This window comes from Halopseudomonas salegens (genome assembly GCF_900105655.1).
GTDB lineage: Bacteria > Pseudomonadota > Gammaproteobacteria > Pseudomonadales > Pseudomonadaceae > Halopseudomonas > Halopseudomonas salegens.
On the sequence record NZ_LT629787.1, the window covers coordinates 3,483,463 to 3,506,228 of the forward strand.

Here is a 22,766-nt window from a genome sequence, read left to right on the forward strand (position 1 = left end):
GCGTGGAGCGCCGAGGGCGCTCCGTTTCATCAATGGAATGGAAAAATGGTTACGCTTGTGTGATGCCGGGCCGGATCAGGGCAGTTCGAGCAAGTCGGCGACTGCCTGCCAGGGCACATATTTGTAGTTCTGGTTGTCTTCCGGCATACGCTTGCGACCGTCCTGCACCACCAGCAAACCCTGCTGCCAGGGGCCACCCAGATTGCTGGAAGTAACCTCCAGGCCATCGGTTTCCGAGGCGCCGTCAATATTCAGCTCGGCATTGAGGCCGATGCGAAAGGCACCGCGCTTGGCATAAGGCGGTTCGGCATCAATGACTACATAGCTGTTGTTGCCCTGGCTGGAAATCACCAGGTAGGGGTGGTCAGCGTCCTGATACAGTGCCAGGCCTTCGATATCCGCCTGCACCAGGCCGCCGACATCGATCACCTTGTGCAGCTCGCTGTCAGCCTCGGCTGAGGCATCCAGGGCCCAGACGGCGACGTTTTCCTCACCAATGAATAACCGCTGACGCAGATCGTCGGCAACGCAGCCCTCCGGCTGACTGGCAACCTCGAATTCACGAACCAGCTCGCCGTGGGCCTGACCGTTCGGCGCGCTCAAGCGGTACTGCAGGAAGCGTCCATCCTTGTCATTGACGATGGCGTAGATGTCGCCGGCGGGTGACTGGCTCATGCACAAGCCGTAGATTTCTCCGAGCGGTGTCTCGACCTGGCCGATATCGGTCAGCTCACCGCTGCTGCGGTCAATGCTGAACAGGTGCAGGCTATTGGCGTCACGGTTGCTGGCCACGGCCAGGTCGACCGTCTCTGCCGCAAGGCGAAAGCCGGAGCGGACATCGACATTGTTCAGTCGACCACTGGACAGAAATTGCAGTTGCCGGCCGGCGAGATCATAGACACCCAGACCTGCGCGTTTGTCGGTACCCAGGACACGGCTGTGTTCAGGCTGTTCGGGATGCTGCCAGATGGCCGGGTCGTCGGCAGCGTCACCGACACTGGGTACCGGGTCGGTAGCGACCAGTGCCAGAACCGTTGGCAGCGGCGTGGCAGCCTGTTCGGATTGTGGCAAGTCAGACAATCGAGTCTGGTACAGGGCACCATCGGCATCGTCGACCAATAAAACGTCGACACCCTCGTCTGATGCGCGGCTACTCAGCCATTCCGGTTCTTCACTGACATTCAGATCCAACGGAGGCAGGGACGACCAGCCCTCGGCAGTGGCCTGATAGGTGCGTAACTGACGCGCGCTGGGATCAGTTGCCAGCAGAATGCCCCGGCTCACACTCAGAGCGCCGGCACTGCCGGCGATTGAGCCAAAAGGCTGTCGCAGATCCACCGGTTCGCGGCTCAGCTCTGCCTCAGGGTGGGCGCCATAAGCCCAGATACCGACATTTTCTTCGTTGACGTACAGCAGATGACGGTCATCGTCGACGGCGCAGAATTCGCTTTGCGGTGGCATGCTCAGGCTGCGCACGTGCTGTGCCTGGGCTAACAGGCCGTGTTGGCTGGCAACCAGCCATTGATCACCCAGCCCTTCCTCGCCCAGCGTGAACAGCAATAAATTGTTGGCGTCATCGCGGTACAGGCACAGGCTCTCGACCTTGTAAGGGCTGGGGGGGAGCAACAGTGGCTGGCCGAAACCATGCTGCTGGCTGTCGTAGCGCACCACCAAGGGTTGCTCTACACCGGTCGTTACGCTGGCCAGAATCAGCCCGTCACGGGTGCTACGCAGATCCAGGCCGGCCAGACTTCCGGGCATGTGGGCAATCGATTCGCCGTTGCTGTCGACCAGCCAGAGGCCATCGCTGTTGGCAGCGGCGCGATCAATCGAGCTGCCTGCGGGCACCAGGCGCCAGTGTTCGGACGCAATGACCGCTGACCATGGGCTCAGTGAATGACTGCTGGTGGCTGTTGCGGCGACAGCGGTTTCAGGGGTGTCGGCACTGGGACCGGAACAGGCGCTGAGCAGCAGGCCGCTCAACATCAGGCCGGGCAGCAGGCTGTATTTGTGTGACATAAACATGGAGTAATCCGTTTCCTGCAAAGTGACAGAGTCCCGCCGGGGTTACCCGGCGGGTGACTGGTGAATCAGAAATGGCTGAGCGTCAGGCCCAGCTTGTAGCTCGGGCCGTATTCTTCGTACTGGGCGTTGAAATCATTGCGCCCGGTGAAGACGTAGTAGGATTCATCTGTCAGGTTCTGGGCTTCGAAGAACACCTGCAGTTGATCGGTGATGAAGTAGTTGGCACTGAAATCAACGAACAGCTGCTCATCGACCTGGTAGTCATAGCGTTTGTCGAGAACATCACCGACCTCGTCGAGATAGTCCGACTTGTAGTTGGCCGAGAGGCGCAGGCTCATGCGCCGATTTTCCCAGCCGAGAGTGAGGTTGCCGGTGACGTCCGACTGACCGGGCAGGCTGATGTCGCGCTTGCGTATTTGCCCCAGATCCTCGTCAAACTGTTCAATGCCGGCCCGCGATCGGGTCAGCGTGGTATTGGCGTTGAGCAGCAGGCCGTTCCAGGGTGCCGGCAGCCACTTGAACTGCTGTGCATAGGCCAGTTCCAGACCATAGACGCTGGCTTTGTCACCGTTGACGAAGGTAAAGGCTTCATCGAAATCAACATATTCACCGGTACCTGCCAGGTCGGCCTCGTAGACGAAGTGGCGGATGTCCTTGTAGAAAGCAAAGGCCGAAACGGTGCCGGCACGACCCATGAAGTGCTCGATACCGATATCCAGGTTGCTGGATTCCAGTGCTTTCAGGTCGGGGTTGCCGAATTCCGCTTCATCGCCATCCAGGACAAAGCCGGGGAACAGCTGGCCAAAGGTGGGTCGTACCACGGTGTTGGTCCAGGCGGCGCGTAACTGGGTAGTCGGGCTGACCTGGTAGATAGCGTGCAGGCCGGGTAGCCAGTGGTCGTAGTTGTTGTTGCGTTGAGTGGCCTCAAATTCACCTTCATTCAGGCCAGTACCTTTGGCTTTCAGGCGGGTGGATTCATAGCGTAAACCGGCAATCAGGCGCAGGTCGTCGATATCCAGCGTATTCATCAGGTAGGCGGCGTTGATGTTTTCGCGAATACTGAAGTCGTTGATGCGTGACTCTTCGTCATCGAAGAAGTCATCACGATTCAGGCCGCTGATCAGATGCCGGACTGCGGTGGGTGAAATAGTCGGTCCAAACTGCCCCAGGCCATAGTGGGCGCGGCCGGTGCTGACATTGCCCAGGTTGAGTTGTTCGTCCGTGAAGCCGAGGTCCGCAAAGTCTTCATAGACCCAGATATCCAGATCATTGTCCTTTATGCGTCGGCTGCCCTTGGCGCCAAATTTGAGCTGCGATGGCAGGCCGTTCCAGACAAAATCATGCTGAAGATCAATGCGCAGATTGCGTTCGGTATCGGTGGTGATCTGCTCTTCCCACTCGACGGCGTCCAGGCTGAAGTTGCCCGCCGCAAAGAAGCCCGGGTCGATACTCAGGCGAGGTGTGCGAGTGTTGCTGAAGCCAGCATTGGTGAAGTCGTCGTTGCCGGCAAAATCGGCTCCGCCGATGCCGCCAGGCGAGTCTTCACTGGCCTGGCTATAGCCAGCCTGGCCAGACAGTGTCCAGTCGCCCCAGCGTTTTTTCCCGCCCAGCACCAGGCTTTTGACTTCCTGGGTTTCTTCTCGGGCCTTGAGCGAGCGTTCGGCTTCCGCTGCACCGAATTCACCCGGCAATTGCGGATCGGCAAACTCGATGACATTGCCGACGCGGACTTCATCATCCTTGAATCTGCTGTAGAGAGTCCGCAGGTAGAGCTCGCTGTCAGCGCTTGGGCGGTAGTCGAGGTTCAGGCCAAAGCCGGCCCGTTCGCGGGTAATGTCATAGCGACGCTGTTCGAGTTCTTCCAGCCGCGGTTCTCCGTCGAAGTCCCAGGCACCCCCGGTTTCCACATTGTCGGAGCCGAATTTGCGCTCTTGCCAGCTAATGGCGGCGGCCACACCAACGTTGTCGATGCCGTCGCCGAGACTGAACCGGTTGCTGAATGCGCCAGACAGCTTGGGGCTGTTCTTGCCGGTATTGTCGTCATGGCTGGCTTCGCCGTTAAGACTGTAAAACAGCCCGTCATGATCAAACGCGGAAAGGCTTTCCACTTCGATGGTGCCGCCCAGCGAGTTGGCATCCATATCCGGTGTCAGCGTCTTGACCACTGACAGCGATTGGATCAGCTCACTGGGCAATACATCCATTGCTACTGCCCGACGATCATCTTCAGGTGCGGGAACCAGGGTGCCATTGATGGTGACGGCGTTGAGGTCAGAACCCAGTCCGCGTACCCGGACAAAACGCCCTTCCCCCTGATCGCGCTCAACGGATAGCCCGGGGATTCGTTGCAGTGCCTCGGCGGCATTGTCATCCGGCAACTGCCCAATTGCATCGGCATGCACCACACTGCGAATGGCGTCCGATTTGCGCTGGTCATCCAGCGCCTGTTCTAGCTGGGCTGCCTGACCAATGACCTCGACAACTTCCGGTTGTTGGGCCCAGGTGTGTGTGCTGGTGGCGATGGCCAGCGCCAGGGCGCTGACCTTGAAGCTGAGCAAAGCGGTATTGCGGGCGTGCATAGCCATGTGAATCCCCCTCCCATTGGTAAAAGCGGCCGCTACTTGGCCGTCGTTGGCAGGGGACATTAGGCAGAGTGAATTGCAGTTCTGTGACAGGTTGGCGAGTTACCTGCCTGAAAACCGCTTTTTTACCGGTTTTCAAGGCAAATATGAGCTATTTCGACCCGGTCTATCCGGCTCAATCAGCCGGAATGCTGGCTGTCTGGCTCAAGCTTGGGTGCGGTGCACCTTTGCAGCGGTTGTCGTCTGAGCTGAATTGACCCCCGAGGCTGCAACCGGGCTGTCACACGGGCTGTTTAGCCTGTGGACATTGCTCATGGAGGTGGTTGGCGTGCCGTTCTGGATTCCACACAAAATAAAATTGCTGATATTGCTGGGCCTGACCAACCTCGGTTTGCTGACGCATTTGCTGTTGGGTGATTTGAAACTCTTTGCCGATTGGGACTGGCTGGATATTCTGGGTGAAGGCGGCTCGGCCTTGCTGGTCATGTTGTGGATCGCCTTGCTGTTGAAAAGCCGGCCAGCGGGTTTGGTCACCACCTTGTTGTTCGCCGGTCTCGGCTGTCTGTTTTTCTCCCTGTTCATGGACACTCTGGACGAGTTTATCGCTCAGTCACCAGCGGCGCGCTGGGATGCCTGGCTGGAATCGGGACCGATGCCGTTGGGCTTTATTCTGTTGACGCTGGGGATCTATCACTGGCATCGGGAGCAATTGGCGATCAATGCCCAGATGCGCAATCGCGAACGGGTGTTTCGTGAGCACCGGCAGTTTGATCAGTTGACCCCGCTGGGGGATGCCAACTATTTGCGTGACCAGTTGGAGCTGGCTATGGAGCAGTCGCGTCAGCTGCAACAGCCGCTGTCTTTGGTGATGCTCGACCTGGATGAATTTTCCAGCTTGAACCGGGAAAATGGTCAGGCAGAGGGTGATCGGGTCCTGCAGGTCTTGACCCAACTGGTCCTGCTCAATTTGCGCGCGCACGACTTGCTGTGCCGATTGGCCGGTGATTGCTTTGTGGTATTGCTGCCGAATACGGGGGAGCGTCAGGCGCGAGAAATTGCCACTGAACTGCAGGCTGCCGTGCAATCACTGGCCTATAAAACAGTGAATGAAGGTGAGCGGCTTTTTCTTCGCGCCAGTACTGTCGCGCTCATGGCCCGGCAGGGTGACGCGCACTCGCTGTTGGAGCGGCTTAATCTGGCGATGGCCAGATGCAAACAGTCTACCCAGATGCAGAGGGTTGTCTGATGGAGTTCGGTCTGGAGTGTTCCAGTCCCTTTGTTCCGGCGCACTACCAGCCGGCATGCCTGCTGGATCTGGCGGTTAATCGCGGTGTAGACAGTCATCGACTGCTGCGCGGCACCGGCCTGTTCCATGACGATATACTGCAGGGGAACCGCGCGATCAGCCCGGCAGAGTTCTTTCAGCTGATTGCCAACCTGCGGCAGACGCTGGGCACTGATGACAGCAGCTTTCTGCTCGGTCAGCACTGGCTGCCTGGGCATTTCGGCCCCGCCAGTCATGCCATCCGGCATGCCGACAACCTGCACATTGCATTGCAGCGACTGGAGGCATTGAGTTGTGTACTCAGTCCGCTGCAGAAGCCCCGATTGCGCGTCGACGAGCACTATGCCTATGTGTACTGGCTGGACAGCTATGGCTCAGGGGGGCAACGGGTTTTCCTGCTGGAAGCCTTGTCAGCGGCGCTGACAAGCATGTGCCGCTGGCTTTCCGGCCAGCGCCTGCCCTGGCAATATCAATTCCGTCATGCACAGCCACGTTATATCGAGCAATACTGGGTTCACCTGGGTGAGGATGTCAGGTTTGGCTGCCCGTTGGATCAGATGCGGATTCCGCGCGAGTATCTGAGTCAGCCCTGGAGCAGCGCCTCGGTAACTGCCGGGCAAGTGGCCGAACGTGAAGCCCATGCATGGCTGCAGCAGTTACCGGCTTCGGCGGGTTTTCTCGATCAATTGTATGACTACCTGCAGGAGAACCTGCGGCAACCGCTTGGCCTGGAGCGGGTGGCAGAGGTTTTTCAGGTGAGCCCGGCGACCTTCAAGCGCAAGCTGCACAAGCATGCTACGGGTTTTCAGGAGCAGCTGGATCAGGCCCGAACCAGCGTTGCGGTGTATCTGTATCTGAGTCAGGGCTACAGCAACGACGAAGTGGCCAATTACCTGCATTTCAACGATAGTGCGAACTTTCGCCGTGCCTTCAAGCGCTGGACCGGAATGTTGCCAAGCGAGCTCAAGACGTTTCTGCTTCTCTAGGGCATCTGGCACTTGATGAAAATTGCAGCAGTTTTTACTGCTCGCCTGCGCTAAGCTAGTAGCCATAATCAGCCTTGCCCTGGCGGGCATCAGTGGATACGTGTGTTATGGCAAAAGTTTCCGTCCTGGTTGTGGACGACGCCCCCTTTATTCGTGATCTGGTCAAGAAGGCCCTGCGGAGCTATTTCCCCGGCCTGCAGATCGAAGAGGCGACCAACGGCCGCAAAGCTCAGCAGCTGCTCAGTCGTGTCAGCTTTGACCTGATTCTGTGTGATTGGGAAATGCCTGAAATGAGTGGCCTCGAGCTGCTGGAGTGGTTCCGTGCCCAACCGGACCAGGGCAAGGTGCCTTTTGTCATGGTGACCAGCCGCGGTGACAAGGACAATGTTGTCCAGGCCATTCAGGCCGGCGTGTCAGACTATGTCGGCAAGCCGTTCACCAATGAACAATTGATCGCCAAGGTAAAGAAAGCCCTGCATCGCGCCGGCAAGCTGGCTGATTTTCAGCAGCGCAGCGTGACCCCCAGTGGTGGTACGGCAAAAGACAGTGTGTCTGCACTGATGGGTGGTCGGGCGCCGAGCAGCAAGCCGGCCAGTCCTCCAGCACCCAGTCCGGGTAGCAGTAGCGGCAGCATTGCTGCGTTGACCGGCGGCCCGTCAACCAGTGCGGCCAAACCGGCACCAGCGGCGACCCCTGCAGCGCCGGCAGCGCCACCCAAAAGCAGCCAGCCGGTGCGTGGTCAGGGTCAGTTGCGGGTGGCCGGTGAGCAGTTTGCCTGCGTCGTCAAGACGCTGAGTCTGCGTGATGCACTGGTGGTGGTTCGCCGTGGTGAACGAATGCCGCAGGTGTTTGAAAGCGGTGTGCTGGATCTGGAGCAGGATGGTGACAAATCCGTCGCGCGGATCAATGGCTATATCCATGCCGTTGCTGCGATGGAGCCCAAGGTCGATAGCGAATGGCTCAAGGTCACGGTCAAGTTTGTTGACCAGGACCCGGAGAAGATGGAATACCTGTCGCGCCTGATTGCATCGGGTACCGCGCAATCGCACTATTCGCCCAGCGCCTAGGCGGCCATTCTAGACAGTATCGATCAGCCGTGCTTCCGGGAGGTGACAGGTAAAGGTACTGCCCTTCTCCGGCGTGCTGGCAATGCTCAGGTAGCCCTGGTGGCGCAGCATGACATGCTTGACGATAGCCAGACCGAGTCCGGTACCGCCGGTGCTGCTGTTGCGGCTGGCATCAACCCGGTAGAAGCGCTCGGTCAACCGGTTCAGGTGCTCCGGGGCAATGCCGGCGCCGTTGTCACTGACGCTCAGATGCCCACCGTGCACATCTTCCCACCAACGGATACTGATCTGGCCGCCATCCTGGGTGTACTTCACCGCATTGAACACCAGGTTGGAAAAGGCGCTGCGCAACTCGGCCTCAACACCCTTGAACAGGGCGCCCCCCTGAATCTCCAGCTTGATCTGATGGCCGCGCTCGCCGGACACGTCTCGGGCATCCTGATGGATGCTGTGCAGTAACGGGGCCAGTTGAATCACTTCCTCGTCGCGCCCCAATTCATCATTTTCCAGCCTGGCCAGCAACAGCAGATCAGTCAGCAGCGCCTGCATGCGTCGGGCTTGCTGTTGCATCTGATCCAGTGCCCGTTTCCAGCGCGGGTTGATGGCATCGGCATTGTCGCTGAGGGTTTCCAGGTAACCGACAATCACGGTCAGTGGAGTTCGCAGCTCGTGGGAGACGTTGGCAACGAAATCCTTGCGCATCTGTTCCAGGTTATGCAGCCGGGTCACGTCGCGCACCACCATCAGGCGCTCGCCACGGCCATAGCGGGTGAGGGAAAACATCAGCTGTACATTGGGGTCGATATGCGAAGGGATGTCGAGTCCTTCACGGGCATGATGGGTCAGCTCGAAATAATCGACAAATCGCGGATCACGAATCAGATTGGTTACATGCTGGCCGGCATCGTCCGGACTGCGCAGGCCCAGCAGAGTGTTGGCTGCCTGATTCCACCATTCCAGGTGGCCGTCGCGGTCAATCATGACAACGGCATCACTGAGCGCCGTGGTGGAGCTCTGAATGCGGTTGATCACCGACTGCATGCGTTTGCGCACTTCGTGCTCGCGCCGGCGCATGTGGTGCAAGGAGTCGAAGACTTCACCCCAGAGTCCGCGTGCCTCCGGGACCTGACTTTTGTAAGGACTGTTCAGCCAGTGGAGCAGGCGTTGCAGCTGGTGCAAGTGCCAGACCAGGCAAAGCAGCAGTGCCCCTGCCAGCCCGAGGCCGATATGACCGAGCAGGCCGCCCAGCAAGGCGCCGGCAAGGCTGATCTTGAGCAATTGCAGAATGGCAGAACGCAAGGAACTTGGGGTCACACAGAGTCCAGTCGCCAGCAGTTAAACAACACTCAGCTTCGCGTTGAAAAGCGATAGCCGGTACCGCGTACAGTTTGTACCAGATGTTCGTATTTGTCGCCCAGGGCCTTGCGCAGGCGACGGATATGCACATCCACCGTGCGTTCCTCGACGTAGACATTGCCGCCCCAGACCTGGTCCAGCAGCTGCCCGCGCGTATAGGCACGTTCCTGATGGGTCATGAAGAATTGCAGCAAACGGTATTCGGTCGGCCCCATATCCGCTGGCGATTCGTCGATAGTGACCCGGTGGCTGACCGGATCGAGGATCAGCCCGTCAACCTCGATCGGCGATTCGCTGTCTGCGGGGCCCGCTCGGCGCAACACGGCTTTCAGGCGAGCCACCAGTTCACGCGGCGAGAAGGGTTTGGTGATGTAGTCATCGGCGCCGACTTCCAGGCCCTGGATCTTGTTGTCTTCCTCGCCCTTGGCAGTGAGCATGATGATCGGCATTTCACTGGTCATTTCTTCGCGCTTGAGGCGGCGCGCCAGCTCAATACCGGTGGTGCCGGGCAACATCCAGTCGAGCAGCAGCAGGTCGGGCTGGCGATCAACAATCAGTGCATGCGCGGCCTGGGCATTTTCGGCTTCCAGGCACTCGTAGCCGGCCATTTCAAGGGCCACGGCGATCATTTCACGGATCGGGGTTTCGTCATCGACAATAAGAATGGTCTTGCCAGCCATGCGTCTGTGTCCTGTTACAGGGTTTCCAATACTGCACGATTAGATAACACCAATGTTGCAGTTATATGACGGTTAGGCAAAAGCGTCCATTTCTGGCGCATTGCAGCGCCCTATAACGCATGATCCAGGACAATGCCGATAAATACGACAAGACCGCTCCAATGGTTGAACAGAAAAGCCTGCAGGCAGGCCTGGGGTTCCCGTTCGCGCAATAGCCAGTGTTGCCAACCAAAGGAGACAGCCATGGCAACCAAGCCGAGATGGAAATACAGGCCCAGATCGAAACGTGCGCCGATCAGCAGCAGGCAGATCAGCGTCAGCCCCTGCAACAGGCCGATAATTGCCCGATCGGCTTCACCAAAAATAATGGCAGTGGATTTGACCCCGATCTTCAGGTCATCTTCACGATCACACATGGCGTATTCGGTATCATAGGCCACTGTCCACAGCAGGTTGGCAATATAGATCAGCCAGAGGGTAACCGGCAGAGTGTTGCTCTGGGCGGCAAACGCCATGGGAATCGCCCAGGAAAATGCCGCGCCAAGAACAATCTGCGGATAAAAGGTAAAGCGTTTACAGAACGGGTACAGCGTAGCCAGGAAGACCCCGCCCAATGACAGCAGCGCCGTCAGCCAGTTGGTAAACAGCAGCAGGCTGGCGCTGGCAACGAGCAGGATGACAAACAGTATCAGTGCTTCACGTGGCTGGATTTTCCCGGTTGCCAGCGGGCGTGACCGGGTACGACTGACATGGCCGTCAATATGGCGATCGGCGAAGTCGTTGATCACGCAGCCAGCAGCGCGCATGAGAATTACGCCAAACACGAAGACGGCCAGCAAGTGCCAGTCGGGCACCCCTTCGGCCGCCAGCCACAAAGCCCAGAGCGTCGGCCAGAGGAGCAAGTAGGTGCCGATCGGGCGATCCAGCCGCATCAGCTGGATAAAATCGGTGGCACGTGGATGTACGTGATGCAAAGGTTTGATCAACAGGCCAAGCATGCAAGCACCTAATGAGAAGAAAGTGGGGTAGAAACCAGCTGCTGCCAAGCGCCCAAGAATACTTCACAGACCAGCAACTGCAAGCCACTGCGCCGAAACAGCGAACGCCGGGCCCAGCAACCCTGCTCCTGCCGGCCGATGGGTAACCAGTCTGCAGGATAGCGGCTGATTTCCAGTGGCCCGCGTTGAATCTCCGGGTGACTGAACAGCAGTTCACCCAGGCTGCGCGTACCCAGGCGCTGCAGGTCAAGACCGGCGGCGCTGACACTGGCAGTAGTGGCGGCACTGCGAGCGAATACGCGCGGCTGGCCAGCCGACCAGAGCATTACTTCGCGAATCCATAGCGGACTACCAGTGGGTACGCCGAGGGCCGCCGCTTCGTCAGCACGCGCCGGTGCCTCGCACTGACGCAGAAGTTCGACGGCAAACTCGCCATCGCCCGCTGCGGTCAGACGTTGCGTCAAAGAGCCCTGGTCGGTCAGCCAGTCAATCAGCGGTGAGTCCGGGGCGTCGGAATGGTGGTCGGCGGCAAGCCAGCAGGGTTCAGTCACGGCAATCGAATTCGGGTTATCGCGGGATGCCAAGGGTAGCATGCCAGCGGTCGAACTGCTGCGCGCACTGCCAGACCGTCATCAGTACCGGCATTTGGTCGGGAAAACCAGCCCGGAAGGCCCTGTTTCCGTGGCTGCAGGCTGGCATAAGCGCGCAAGTCATGCCATGCTGACCGGGTTGCCTTGTGTGGCTCGGCAGTCACTTTGGCAGCGCGCCGTCGGCTCGGCGGTAAAACAACAACAACAGTCATACAATACGAGGCATTTTCTATGCGTAAACCGGATCTCGCCCAGGCGATTGCCGACAAGGCCGATCTCAGTAAGGATCAGGCTAATCGGGTACTCAACGCCGTGCTTGATGAGATTACTCAGGCTCTCAGCAAAAAAGACACCGTTACCCTGGTGGGTTTCGGTACCTTCCTCCAGCGTCACCGTGGCGCGCGTACCGGCAAGAACCCGCAAACCGGGGCACCGGTCACTATCAAAGCCAGCAACACCGTATCTTTCAAACCGGGCAAAAGCCTGAAGGATGCCGTCAACTGAGTCCCGTGACCGGAGACCGTCACGGTCTCCGGTCCTTGTCCTGCCGGGCGCTCAGCCCGTTACCCTGACTCAGCCGCGTTGATACTGGTTGACCAGCGTTTTCAGCGCATCTTCCGCAGCAAGCACCTTGTCGACCGCCGCTATGGCATCGGCCCGCTCGATCCCCAGACGTTCCAGCAAGTCATCGCTGATCGGCATGTCCGGTCCGGCACCAATGCCGTTCTCGCGCAGCAGTGCCTGTGCCAGATAGACCAGATTGGCATAGGCGGCATGCTCGCCGGTGTAGCCCGCGCTGTGCTGATGGCGCAGCGCGGTCGCCACTTCTGCGGGCATGTCCCAGTAGCGCATCAGCCAGCTGCCGATCTGATCCCGGGTGACTCCGATCAGGTGTTGATCGATCAGGTGCGGCGGAACGTGCGGATTGGCTTCCTGATGCCGACAGATGGTGCGGAAGTAGGGCGGAAAAATATACGCCAGAACCAGATAGCCGAAGTTGTGCAGCAGCCCGGCCAGGTAGGTCAGGCCCAGTTCCGGGCGCTGTGCCCGTGGAATCTTGCGTGCCAGGCCTTCGATGGTGGCGGCGGTATAGATTGCCTGCTTCCAGTAGGGCGTGGTGCGCTCGGCGCTGTCGGCCGGTAGTTTGAAGGTTTTGCCGAGAGCCAGACCCACAGCCAGGTTGATCACCAGATCAAACCCCAGCACGCGGCCGATGGCATCTTCAACCGAACGGATCTTGCCGGGTGCCGCATAGAAGGGCGACGCCGCCCAGCTGACTACCTGCGCGGCCAGGCTGGGATCGGTTTCTACCACATCAGCCAGGTCATCTACCGTAGCATCCGGGTTGACGCGCAGCTTCATGACCCGCTGAGCGGTTTCCGGCAGCGGCGGAATCTCGATGGTTTCTTCCAGCCGCTGGCGCATGCGCAGGGCGGTGAAATTGGTCATGGCCTGATGCAGGTCAGCGCTGTCTTGCTGCGGGTCATCCGGCAACGGAGGAATACTGCTCAAGGGTACGCCCAGTTTGGCGGCGCTGGCTTTGGCCACCAGCTTTTCCGCATCGGCTTGCTGGATTTGCAGGACCCAGCCATCCAGGCCGCTATCCAGCCAGACTTCATCGTGCTGCAGCAGGCTTTGCTCGTACACGCAGGGCGAACTGAACAGAACGGGCAGGGCAGGTAGCTGATTCAGCTGATGCTTGGCCAGTGTGCGTTGCAGTTCGACATCACGTACCGGCACCAGCTCACGCCCCAGCAGCTCATGCAGACGCTTCAGGTCAAGCAGATGGTCTTTGGGAATCAGCGTCAGCACGTTGCCAATGTTGTCCGAGAGCAGGCAGGCCTGGACTTGGCGAGATGCCGGGCCGGCATGCTGCTGAAGCCGGAGCTGGTAGGCTATGTCCTGATCTTGCAACAGTTTTTCGATCAGTTGTGGCAGGGTGGTCGGGCTATCTTCCAGCGGCAGGGTATTCATGGTCCATCCTTTTCACTGCGGGCGGCATGCGGAACGCAGTGTTCTGTATTGTTGGTAACTGCATGGGCTGATACTAGCATGCTGTTTATGCACGTGCCGTTATCGCTGGTCAGACCTGGGCAAATTGCTGACCGGTGGCCAACCAGCGGTCGATCAGTGGCTGTACCACCTCGGGATGCGCTTGTTGCAGCTGGCGGGCGGCCTGCTGAACGGCGGGTAAAAGATCGGCATCGCGTTGCAGATCGGCAATGCGAAACTGCACCAGACCGGTCTGCCTTGTGCCCAATACCTCACCGGGGCCGCGAAGTGCCAGGTCGCGTTCGGCAATGACGAAGCCATCACTGCTTTCGCGCATGATACCCAGGCGCTCGCGGCCGAGTGCCGACAACGGCGATTGATACAGCAACACGCAGTGGCTGGCAGTATTGCCACGGCCGACGCGCCCGCGCAGCTGATGCAGCTGAGCCAGACCCAGGCGTTCCGGATTTTCGATGATCATCAGGCTGGCATTGGGGACATCGACACCGACCTCGATTACCGTGGTGGCGACCAGCAGATGCAGATCGCCAGCCTTGAAGGCGGCCATGATCTCGACTTTTTCAGCCGCTTTCATGCGCCCGTGAATCAGTCCGATGGACAGTTCGGGCAAGCTGTCACACAGGGTTTGCCAGGTCGCTTCGGCGGCCTGAGCCTGTAATTGCTCGGACTCTTCGATCAGGGTGCAGACCCAGTAGGCCTGTCGCCCTTCGGCGCAGCCAGCCTGCACGCGGGCAATCACTTCTTCGCGACGGTGGTCGGCGACCAGAACGGTGTTGACCGGGGTACGGCCCGGCGGCAACTCGTCGAGTACCGAGGTATCCAGGTCAGCATAGGCACTCATGGCCAGGGTGCGTGGAATGGGTGTGGCGGTCATGATCAGCTGATGCGGGCAGTAGCGGCCGGCCGCACCCTTGTCACGCAGGGCCAGGCGCTGCTGCACGCCAAAGCGGTGTTGCTCGTCAATAATCGCCAGGCCCAGGCGCTGGAACTGCACCTCGGCCTGGAACAGTGCATGGGTGCCGACCACCATGGCCGCATCACCGCTGGCGATCAATTGTAATTGATTGGTGCGTGTCTTGCCCTTGAGCTTGCCACTCAGCCAGGCAACGGAAATACCCAGCGGCGTCAGCCAGTGCTGAAAGTTGTTGAAGTGCTGCTCTGCGAGAATTTCGGTGGGTGCCATCAAGGCGACCTGCCAGCCAGCTTCAATCGCCTGCAACGCCGCCAGCGCGGCGACCACGGTTTTACCCGCACCAACATCGCCCTGTACCAGGCGCAGCATGGGTTTGGGTTGTTGCAGGTCGAGACTGATTTCTTCCCCAACCCGTGCCTGAGCCCCGGTCGGAGCAAAGCCCAGGCGCTGTAAAAACTCCCTGGCCAGTGTGCGGCTCGGTTGCATCGCCGGAGCCTGATGCTGTCGAATCTGCGCGCGCAATTTGCGCATGACCAGCTGATGCGCCAGCAATTCTTCAAAAGCCAGCCGGTGCTGGGACCAGTGGCGACCTTCGTGCAGGGCTTCAAGGTCCACCGAGGCAGGTGGACGATGCAGGGTGTGAATGGCATCCGTCAGGTTGCCCAGCTGGTAGTCAGCACGCAGATCGTCGGGTAGCAACTCAACCAGGCTGTTGCCTTGCTCCAGCCAGGCCAGTGCGGCTTCGCTGAGCGCGCGCAGACGCTGTTGCGACAGGCCTTCGGTGGTCGGGTAGATGGGCGTCAGGGTGGTGCTGACAGGTATGCTGTGCGCACCCTCGGCGGCTTGCAGTTCCGGGTGGTAGATTTCCAGACCGGAGGCGCCGGGACGCACTTCGCCATAGCAGCGCACACGGCTACCGGGGGCCAGTCGCGCCTTGAGCGCGGCAGTGAAGTAGTAGAAGCGCAGGCTGAGGATGCCGCTGCCATCCTGCAGGCGACAGAGCAGGCTGCGCCGGCGCCCCATGACCACATCGCAGGCCGCAACCACGCCTTCTACCACGGCATCGGTGCCGGGGCGCAGCGCACCGATCGGGGTAATGCGAGTGCGGTCCTGGTAGCGCAGCGGCAGGTGAAACAGGATGTCCTGCACGCTGTGCAATTGCAGGCGCTGGAGTTTTTCCGCCAGCGCCGGGCCAACACCCTTGAGCGCAGTCAGCTCGGTTGCGGTGCGCGGGGTGCTCACCACATCAAGCCTGTTGCTGCGGTTTACCAATGGAGCACAATCGAATCGAGTCGCTGAGCATTTCAATGGCTTTTGGCCGCGGGAAGCTGGCACGCCAGGCTATCGCCACGGTACGGTAGGGAGCCGGGCTGGCGAAGGGCTTGGTGATCAGCAGGTCAGAGCTGTAGTAGCGGTCATCGGCTGCGGACATCGGCAAAACCGTCATGCCAATCCCGGAGGCCACCATATGCCTGATGGTTTCCAGTGAGCTGGACTCCACCGTGGTGTGCCTGTGCTGCTCTTCACCCTTGCGCACGCTGGGGCAGGCTTCCAGCACCTGGTCACGGAAGCAGTGGCCCTCACCCAGCAGTATCAGCTTGTTGTCGTCCAGTTCGTCCAGGGTCACGCTGTCGCGCTTGGCCCAGGCGTGTCTGGCCGGCATCAGCAGGCTGAAAGGTTCGTCATACAGTGGCCTGGTCAGGACATCCGGTTCGTTGAACGGCAGTGCAATAATGATCGCATCGAGATCGCCATTGCGCAGCTTGTCACGCAGGATGTGGGTGAAATTCTCTTCGATATACAGCGGCATTTCCGGCGCTACGCGATTCAGTTGCGGCACCAGATGCGGGAACATATAAGGCCCGATGGTATAGATGGCGCCCACCTTGAGTGGCGCGGCCAGTTGATTCTTGCCAGCGGTAGCCAGTTCGCGAATGGCCAGTGACTCTTCCAGCACCTTTTGTGCCTGGGCAACAATCTTTTCGCCGATCGGGGTAACCCGCACAGCGCTTTTGCTGCGCTCGAAAATCATGACGCCGAGCTCGTCTTCCAGCTTTTTCACGCCGACGCTGAGCGTCGGTTGGGACACATGGCAACGTTCGGCAGCATGGCCAAAATGTTGCTCCTGGGCCAGGGTCACGATGTAGCGCAGTTCGGTCAGGGTCATGGCAGCGTCTGTGGCTAATGATTCAGTCGTACTAGCATAGCTGCTTGATCAATAGAGGAAAACAATGATTCAGCGTATCAAGCAGTGGAACTGGTCGTGACTGGTTGTTCCAGCCAGCCCAGCGCCCGTCTGCCGGCATGCTCGAGATCCCGGGCGAATCCCAGCTGACCGGGGATTTTGCGGACCCCTGCGCGCAGCAGCTTGCGCCGAATATGCGGTGCCATTCCGGCAAGAATCAGCTGAATATCGGCTGCCTGCAGGTCGGCAATCAGTGTTTGCAGAGCGACCATGGCGCTGGCATCCATGCTGGGCACGTCATGCAGATCGAGGATGATGACCTTGACCTGTGGCTCGATACGGTGCAGCAGGCGCAGAGCTTTTTCGGCGACCGCAAAGAACAGCGGGCCGTTGATGTCGTAAACGGCAACGCTCTTGGGCAGTGCTGCAATCATCGGGTGTTGCGCGTCGGCCAGCAAGTCGGTCCGGGTTAACTGTGCCATGCGGCGGATAAACAGCGCCGCGGCAAGGCCGACCCCCACGGCCACGGCCAGCACCATGTCGAAGAGCACCGTCAGGCTGAAACAGGTCAGCAGAACGGCCACATCGCCAACCGGGGCCGAACGTATGGTATGCCACACATGACGGGCTTCGCTCATGTTCCAGGCGACGATCAGTAGCAGGGCGGCCAGAGCAGCCATGGGCACCAGCCCCAGCAGTCCGGCCAGCGCCACCACGGCGAGCAAGACGACCAGAGAGTGGATGACCGCTGCAATGGGTGAGCGAGCACCGCTTCGTACATTGGTGGCGGTGCGGGCAATTGCGGCGGTCGCAGTGATACCGCCAAACAGTGGGGCAAGAATATTGCCCAGGCCCTGACCAATCAGCTCGGCATTCGGGTCATGCCGGGTCTTGCTCAGCCCGTCGGCAACGACTGCGCAGAGCAAGGACTCGATTGCTCCCAGCATGGCTATGGCAAAGGCCGGACCGAGCAGGGCACGGAACAGCGCATAATCAATAACCAGCGGCTCGCCGTTCGGTCCGGGTAACTGCCAGGGCGCGATCAGGGTTGGGGGTATGGGGGGAATACCCGTGCCGCTCTCACCCCCTGCCTGCCAGGTAAAACGGGAAGCGATGGTATCGACGACATTGCCGCCGAACCAGTGATTCAGTGCGTAGGCTGCCAGGGCGCCAGCGACCAGGCCGACCAGGGGCGCCGGCAACGGAATGTTCAGGCGCGGCCAGATGAGCATCAGTCCGAGACAGAAAAATGCAAGGGTCAGCTCAAGCGGGTTCAGGGTCGGCAATGCGGCGGCAATCAGGGTGATGTTGTGCAGGAAGTGCTCGCCCAGCTGGCGGGTTTCCAGCCCGAGCAGATCAGGGATCTGCAGCACGGCAATCACCACGGCAATGCCGGCGGTAAAGCCGAGCACCACCGGGTAGGGAACGAACTGTATCAGGCGCCCAAGGCGCGCGACCCCCATGGCCAGCAAAATGACGCCGGCCATCATGCTGGCCAACAGCAAACCACCCAGCCCGAACTGTTTGACGACAGGAAACAGGATGACCACGAAAGCGGCGGTGGGGCCGGACACATTGAAACGTGTCCCGCCGGTAAGCGCGATTATCACCCCGGCAACAATGGCGGTATACAGACCGTGCTGTGGCGGCACCCCGGTCGCAATGGCCAGTGCCATGGACAGGGGGACGGCAACCGTGCCGATAGTCAGGCCAGCCAACACGTCCTGGCGCAGGTCGTTCAGCCCGTAACCCGCCTGCCAGGCAGCACGCATCCCGCTGGCAATGGGCGGCAAGGAAATCGAAAAGCGTCGGCGTGCCATGTGCTCCCCCTGTAGTCAGTCAACTGATGACGAAAGATCATCGGTGGTTGCCGGATCCTGTGATAACGTCGTTTTCAGTTTGATCCGCTCGCCCTTGCCGCACGACCAGACCTTGGTCGGTGTCAGCTGCCCGGGCGGCCTTCACTATCAACTTATCACGCGGACATTATGTATATGCAGCATTTGCTTATCGCCGGTTGTGGCGACCTTGGATCGGAGCTGGCCCGGCGCATGTTGGCGCACGGCTGGCACGTGACCGGACTGCGGCGGGATACGGCACAATTACCGGCTGGGGTAATCCCGCTGGCTGCTGACCTGTGCCAGGACCACCAGCCAGCTGACTGGCCGGCCAAAGTCGACTATATCGTGTACTGCCCGGCGGCCGGCAAGCGCGATGCCGAGTTGTATCAGCAGCTCTATGTCAGCGGACTGCAGCGTCTGCTTGGGTGGTTGCAGGCAGCCGGTCAGCATCCGCGCTATTTATTGCAGGTCTCCAGCACCGGGGTCTATGCCCAGCAAGCCGGCGAATGGGTGACTGAAAACAGCCCGGCGCTGGCGAGCAGCGAAACCGCCAAGGCGTTGGTTGCAGCAGAGGATGTTGCCTTGCGCAGTGGAATTCCGGCGTCGGTTGTACGTTTGGCCGGTATTTATGGTCCAGGGCGTAACCGGCTGATCGAAGCGGTACGTCAAGGTGTGAATGTCCACGCTGAGCCAGCACAATACAGCAATCGTATCCACCGTGATGATGCCGCCAGCCTGCTTGAACATCTGTTGCTGGAAGCGAAAGACGATGAACTGCTGGCACCCTGTTATCTCGGCGTAGATGACGAGCCTGCCCCTTTGCATGAGGTGTGTAGTTGGCTGGCCGAACAGCTGGGCACACAGCTTGACCCGCAGGGCAAGCCCCTGGGTCGTGCGGGCAGCAAACGCTGCAGCAATGAGCTGGCGCGGGAGAGCGGTTGGGAGCCTCGGTACCCGAGTTACAGGGAAGGTTACGCGAGTCTTCTCGAGCTCTCGGCTTCAAGCGACAGCTGAAAGCTAAACGCTGAAAGGCTTGATCAAGGTTGCGTTGTCAGGCTATGAGCGCTGGTCAGCATCGGTTAAACCAGCTTGACGCTAATTGTCGAGACAGGGCTGCTGATTCGCTTCAAGCGGCAAGCAAGGTTAACCCTGCTTGCCGCTGTTGGCCAGCCGGCTAGCCAACCACCATCACCCCATCCATTTCTACCGGCACACCTTTGGGCAGGCTGGCGACGCCGATGGCGGCGCGGGCCGGGTAAGGCTGTTTGAAATAGCGGGCCATGACTTCGTTGACCAGGCCGAAGTGGCTCAGATCGGTGAGGAAGATGTTCAGCTTGACGATGTCTTGCAGGGTGCCGCCGGCGGCTTCGGCCACTGCGGTCAGGTTGTCGAACACACGACAGATTTGCGCTTCGATGCCGTCCACCACTTCCATGGTCGCGGGGTCCAGCGGAATCTGGCCGGACAGGTAGACGGTATTGCCGACCTTGATGGCCTGGGAATAGGTACCAATAGCCGCAGGGGCCAGATCACTGGTAATGACTTGCTTGTTCATCGGAGCTCCGGAGGGAATCTAGTTTTTAAGGCGGGTAATACGCATCACGCCATTGAGCGCGCGCAAACGTTTGATAAGTTGTGACAGGTGCAGGCGGTCGCGAACGCGAACCACCAGTTGTACGACGCTGACGCGACCGTCACGCTCATCGACACTGATCTTGTCGATGCTGGCGTCGGCCATGTTGGTGCTGGCGGCCAGTTGCGCGATGATACCGCGTTGTTGTTCCAGCTCGACTTGCAGCTCGACGGTAAATTCACCGCTGACGTCCTTGTCCCAGGTCAGGTGCAGGGCGCTGTCGGGATGAATCTTGCGCAGGCTGAGTTCGCGGCAGTTTTCCTGGTGAATCTCAAGACCGCGGCCAACCGAGGTCAGGCCGATAATCGGGTCGCCGGGAATCGGGTTGCAGCAGCGGGCAAAGCTGACCACCATGCCCTCGGTGCCCTTGATCGCCAGGGCGGGTTCTTCTTCGCTGTCAGGTTGGGCGCTGTCATCGGCCATGGCCTGATCGTGCTGACTGTCATTCAGAAGCAAGCGGCGGGCTACCACATAAGCCATGCGGTTACCCAGGCCGATATCGGCCAGCAGATCTTCCATCAGATTGAGGCCATATTCGGCCAGTACCGCATTGATGCGCTGTTCGGTGATATCCGCCAGACAGGTCTCGAAACCGGCCAGCACCTTGTCCAGCAGGCGCTCGCCGAGAGCAACGGATTCGGCGTGACGCTGGTGTTTCAGGAAGTGGCGAATATTGCTGCGCGCCTTGCCGGTGGTGACAAAGGTCAACCAGGCCGGATTGGGTCGTGCGCCGGGGGCGGTAATGATTTCTACCGTCTGGCCGCTTTGCAGGGGTTCGGACAGGGGGGCCAGCCGGCGGTTGACCCGGCAGGCAATGCAGCTGTTGCCGATGTCCGTATGCACGGCATAGGCAAAATCGACCGGGGTCGACCCCTTGGCCAGTTCCATGATGCGGCCTTTGGGCGTGAAGATGTAGACCTCGTCCGGAAACAGGTCAATCTTCACGTTTTCGATAAATTCCAGCGAGTTGCCTGCCCGCTCCTGCATTTCCAGCACGCCTTTCAACCACTTGCGTGTGCGCGCATGGTGGCCATTGATGACGTCATCCTTGGATTTGTACAGCCAGTGCGCGGCAATGCCACTGTTGGCGGTTTCTTCCATTTCCTCGGTACGGATCTGGATTTCGATAGGGACGCCATGCAGGCCGAACAGGGTGGTATGCAGGGACTGGTAACCATTCGCCTTGGGGATTGCTATGTAGTCCTTGAAGCGGCCGGGGAAAGGCTTGTACAGGCTATGCACGGCACCCAGAACGCGGTAACAGGTGTCAGGGCTGTCGACGATAATGCGGAAGGCATATACGTCCATGATTTCGTTGAAGGCTTTACGCTTGCCGCGCATCTTCTGATAAATGCCGTACAGGTGTTTTTCGCGGCCCATTACCTTGCCCGGCAGGCCGTGCCGATCAAGCAGTTCCTGCAGCGCATCAAGAATCTTGTTCAGCAGTTCCTTGCGGTTGCCCCGGGCGCTGCGCACGGCGCGATCGATCATGGTCGATCGCATCGGATGCATGGCCTTGAAGCCCAGGTCTTCGAAATCGGTACTCAGGGTATGCATGCCGAGGCGGTGGGCAATGGGCGCATAGATTTCCAGGGTTTCCTTGGCAATGCGGCGGCGTTTGTCCGGGCGCAGTGCACCCAGCGTACGCATGTTGTGCAGTCGGTCAGCCAGCTTGACCAGGATGACGCGAATATCCTTGGCCATCGCCAGGGCCATTTTCTGGAAGTTCTCCGCTTGTGCTTCGGCCTTGGTCTCGAAATCCATCTGGGTCAGCTTGCTGACCCCGTCGACCAGCTCGGCCACGGTGGCGCCGAACTGTTTTTCCAGGGCATTCTTGGGGATGCCGGTATCTTCAATGACGTCATGCAGCATGGCGGCCATCAGGCTCTGATAGTCCATGTGCATGTCGGCAAGAATATTGGCTACCGCCAGGGGGTGGGTCACATAGGGCTCGCCACTGCGGCGTGTCTGACCGTCATGGGCCTGTTCGGCGTAATAGTAGGCGCGACGGACCAGATTGATCTGCTCCGGCTCAAGATAGCTGGTGAGACGGTCGGCAAAGACCTCGATATCGGACATGACGAGGCCAGCCTCTGCGGTCTGCAGAGTGGCTGGCGACTGGTCGGTCACGATACCCAAGGGCGCTTATTCCTCAGGCAGTTCGGCGTCCATTACGTAGAGGCTGTCAGCCTGATCCTGCAGCGCTTCGGCGGCAATGATGTCATTGTTGATCAGGTTCTCAGCGATCTCGCGCAGGGCGACGACGGTCGGCTTGTCATTTTCCCAGGCTACCTTGGGCTCTTTGCCGCCGGTGGCCAGTTGGCGCGAACGCTTGGTCGCCAGCATGACCAGTTCAAAGCGGTTTTCAACATTATCCAGGCAGTCTTCAACGGTGACGCGGGCCATGGGCAGTTCTCCGGGGCGGCAAACAAGAATTGGAATAGATTGCATTCCGGCACAACGCCGGACCTGACAGTTTACTGAAGGTGGGCGCAGCCTGACAAGGGCGCAGCGATGAACGACGCCTGTCACGCAAATCTATCGATAAAATACAGCGCCAATGCTGCAGTGCGTTGGTTGATTGGCGCCAATTTTTAGTTTCTGGTGCTCAT

18 protein-coding genes are annotated in these 22,766 nt (G+C 59.6%); 5 read left to right on the top strand and 13 right to left on the bottom strand.

Annotation, left to right across the window (positions count from 1 at the left end; all coding sequences use genetic code 11):
* Positions 1 to 75: 75 nt before the first annotated feature.
* Entirely contained in the window at positions 76 to 2,025 is a 1,950-nt protein-coding gene (locus BLU07_RS16160) for a phytase (RefSeq protein ID WP_092388980.1), read from the bottom strand.
* A 65-nt stretch (positions 2,026 to 2,090) separates the two neighbouring features.
* Positions 2,091 to 4,604 (bottom strand): TonB-dependent receptor, encoded by a 2,514-nt coding sequence (locus BLU07_RS16165; protein WP_092389937.1) that lies wholly within the window; start codon positions 4,602 to 4,604, stop codon positions 2,091 to 2,093.
* A gap of 331 nt (positions 4,605 to 4,935) precedes the next feature.
* Between BLU07_RS16165 and BLU07_RS16170 the strand changes: the two genes are divergently transcribed.
* The 3 genes from BLU07_RS16170 (at position 4,936) to BLU07_RS16180 (ending at position 7,945) form a co-directional block, all read left to right on the top strand.
* Positions 4,936 to 5,853, top strand: a complete 918-nt coding sequence (locus BLU07_RS16170; RefSeq protein WP_231701652.1) for a GGDEF domain-containing protein — start codon at positions 4,936 to 4,938, stop codon at positions 5,851 to 5,853.
* Positions 5,817 to 6,878, top strand: coding sequence for an AraC family transcriptional regulator (locus BLU07_RS16175; RefSeq protein WP_231701653.1), 1,062 nt, complete (start codon positions 5,817 to 5,819; stop codon positions 6,876 to 6,878). The genes BLU07_RS16170 and BLU07_RS16175 overlap by 37 nt, the downstream gene beginning before the upstream one ends.
* Positions 6,879 to 6,985: 107 nt before the next feature.
* Entirely contained in the window at positions 6,986 to 7,945 is a 960-nt protein-coding gene (locus tag BLU07_RS16180) for a response regulator (protein ID WP_092388986.1), read from the top strand.
* A 9-nt stretch (positions 7,946 to 7,954) separates the two neighbouring features.
* Here the strand turns inward: BLU07_RS16180 and phoR are convergent, their stop codons facing one another.
* From phoR to BLU07_RS16200, 4 genes are all read right to left on the bottom strand, one after another.
* Complete coding sequence (gene phoR / locus BLU07_RS16185; protein ID WP_231701654.1) at positions 7,955 to 9,259, bottom strand: phosphate regulon sensor histidine kinase PhoR; 1,305 nt, start codon at positions 9,257 to 9,259, stop codon at positions 7,955 to 7,957.
* A 32-nt stretch (positions 9,260 to 9,291) separates the two neighbouring features.
* On the bottom strand, positions 9,292 to 9,981 hold the full coding sequence (phoB, locus tag BLU07_RS16190; protein ID WP_092388988.1) for a phosphate regulon transcriptional regulator PhoB: 690 nt from the start codon (positions 9,979 to 9,981) through the stop codon (positions 9,292 to 9,294).
* A gap of 110 nt (positions 9,982 to 10,091) precedes the next feature.
* Positions 10,092 to 10,979, bottom strand: a complete 888-nt coding sequence (gene ubiA, locus BLU07_RS16195) for a 4-hydroxybenzoate octaprenyltransferase (RefSeq protein ID WP_092388990.1) — start codon at positions 10,977 to 10,979, stop codon at positions 10,092 to 10,094.
* Positions 10,980 to 10,987: 8 nt separating this feature from the next.
* Entirely contained in the window at positions 10,988 to 11,572 is a 585-nt protein-coding gene (locus tag BLU07_RS16200; protein ID WP_092388992.1) for a chorismate--pyruvate lyase family protein, read from the bottom strand.
* Between the two features lie 228 nt (positions 11,573 to 11,800).
* Here BLU07_RS16200 and BLU07_RS16205 point away from each other — a divergent pair, with 228 nt between their 5' ends.
* Positions 11,801 to 12,073: an HU family DNA-binding protein gene (locus tag BLU07_RS16205; protein ID WP_092388994.1), complete on the top strand. Its 273-nt coding sequence runs from the start codon at positions 11,801 to 11,803 to the stop codon at positions 12,071 to 12,073.
* Positions 12,074 to 12,142: 69 nt separating this feature from the next.
* Here the strand turns inward: BLU07_RS16205 and BLU07_RS16210 are convergent, their stop codons facing one another.
* From BLU07_RS16210 to dauA, 4 genes are all read right to left on the bottom strand, one after another.
* A complete protein-coding gene (locus tag BLU07_RS16210; RefSeq protein WP_092388996.1) occupies positions 12,143 to 13,543 on the bottom strand; it encodes an aminoacyl-tRNA deacylase and HDOD domain-containing protein in 1,401 nt (466 codons plus the stop codon).
* Between the two features lie 109 nt (positions 13,544 to 13,652).
* Entirely contained in the window at positions 13,653 to 15,737 is a 2,085-nt protein-coding gene (recG, locus tag BLU07_RS16215) for an ATP-dependent DNA helicase RecG (protein WP_092389942.1), read from the bottom strand.
* 4 nt (positions 15,738 to 15,741) lie between these two features.
* Complete coding sequence (locus tag BLU07_RS16220) at positions 15,742 to 16,662, bottom strand: hydrogen peroxide-inducible genes activator (protein ID WP_092388998.1); 921 nt, start codon at positions 16,660 to 16,662, stop codon at positions 15,742 to 15,744.
* 77 nt (positions 16,663 to 16,739) lie between these two features.
* Positions 16,740 to 18,500, bottom strand: a complete 1,761-nt coding sequence (dauA, locus tag BLU07_RS16225; protein WP_092389000.1) for a C4-dicarboxylic acid transporter DauA — start codon at positions 18,498 to 18,500, stop codon at positions 16,740 to 16,742.
* A 174-nt stretch (positions 18,501 to 18,674) separates the two neighbouring features.
* On the opposite strand from dauA, the gene BLU07_RS16230 reads away from it, so the two are divergent.
* Positions 18,675 to 19,535, top strand: coding sequence for an SDR family oxidoreductase (locus BLU07_RS16230; protein ID WP_172830124.1), 861 nt, complete (start codon positions 18,675 to 18,677; stop codon positions 19,533 to 19,535).
* Positions 19,536 to 19,695: 160 nt separating this feature from the next.
* On the opposite strand, the gene BLU07_RS16235 is transcribed toward BLU07_RS16230, so the two are convergent.
* From BLU07_RS16235 to rpoZ, 3 genes are all read right to left on the bottom strand, one after another.
* A complete protein-coding gene (locus tag BLU07_RS16235) occupies positions 19,696 to 20,076 on the bottom strand; it encodes a RidA family protein (RefSeq protein ID WP_092389004.1) in 381 nt (126 codons plus the stop codon).
* A gap of 18 nt (positions 20,077 to 20,094) precedes the next feature.
* Entirely contained in the window at positions 20,095 to 22,233 is a 2,139-nt protein-coding gene (gene spoT, locus BLU07_RS16240; protein WP_092389944.1) for a bifunctional GTP diphosphokinase/guanosine-3',5'-bis pyrophosphate 3'-pyrophosphohydrolase, read from the bottom strand.
* Positions 22,234 to 22,299: 66 nt separating this feature from the next.
* The gene (gene rpoZ, locus BLU07_RS16245; protein ID WP_092389006.1) at positions 22,300 to 22,560 is read right to left on the bottom strand and encodes a DNA-directed RNA polymerase subunit omega; all 261 of its coding nucleotides are present in this window, start codon (positions 22,558 to 22,560) and stop codon (positions 22,300 to 22,302) included.
* Positions 22,561 to 22,766: the final 206 nt, after the last annotated feature.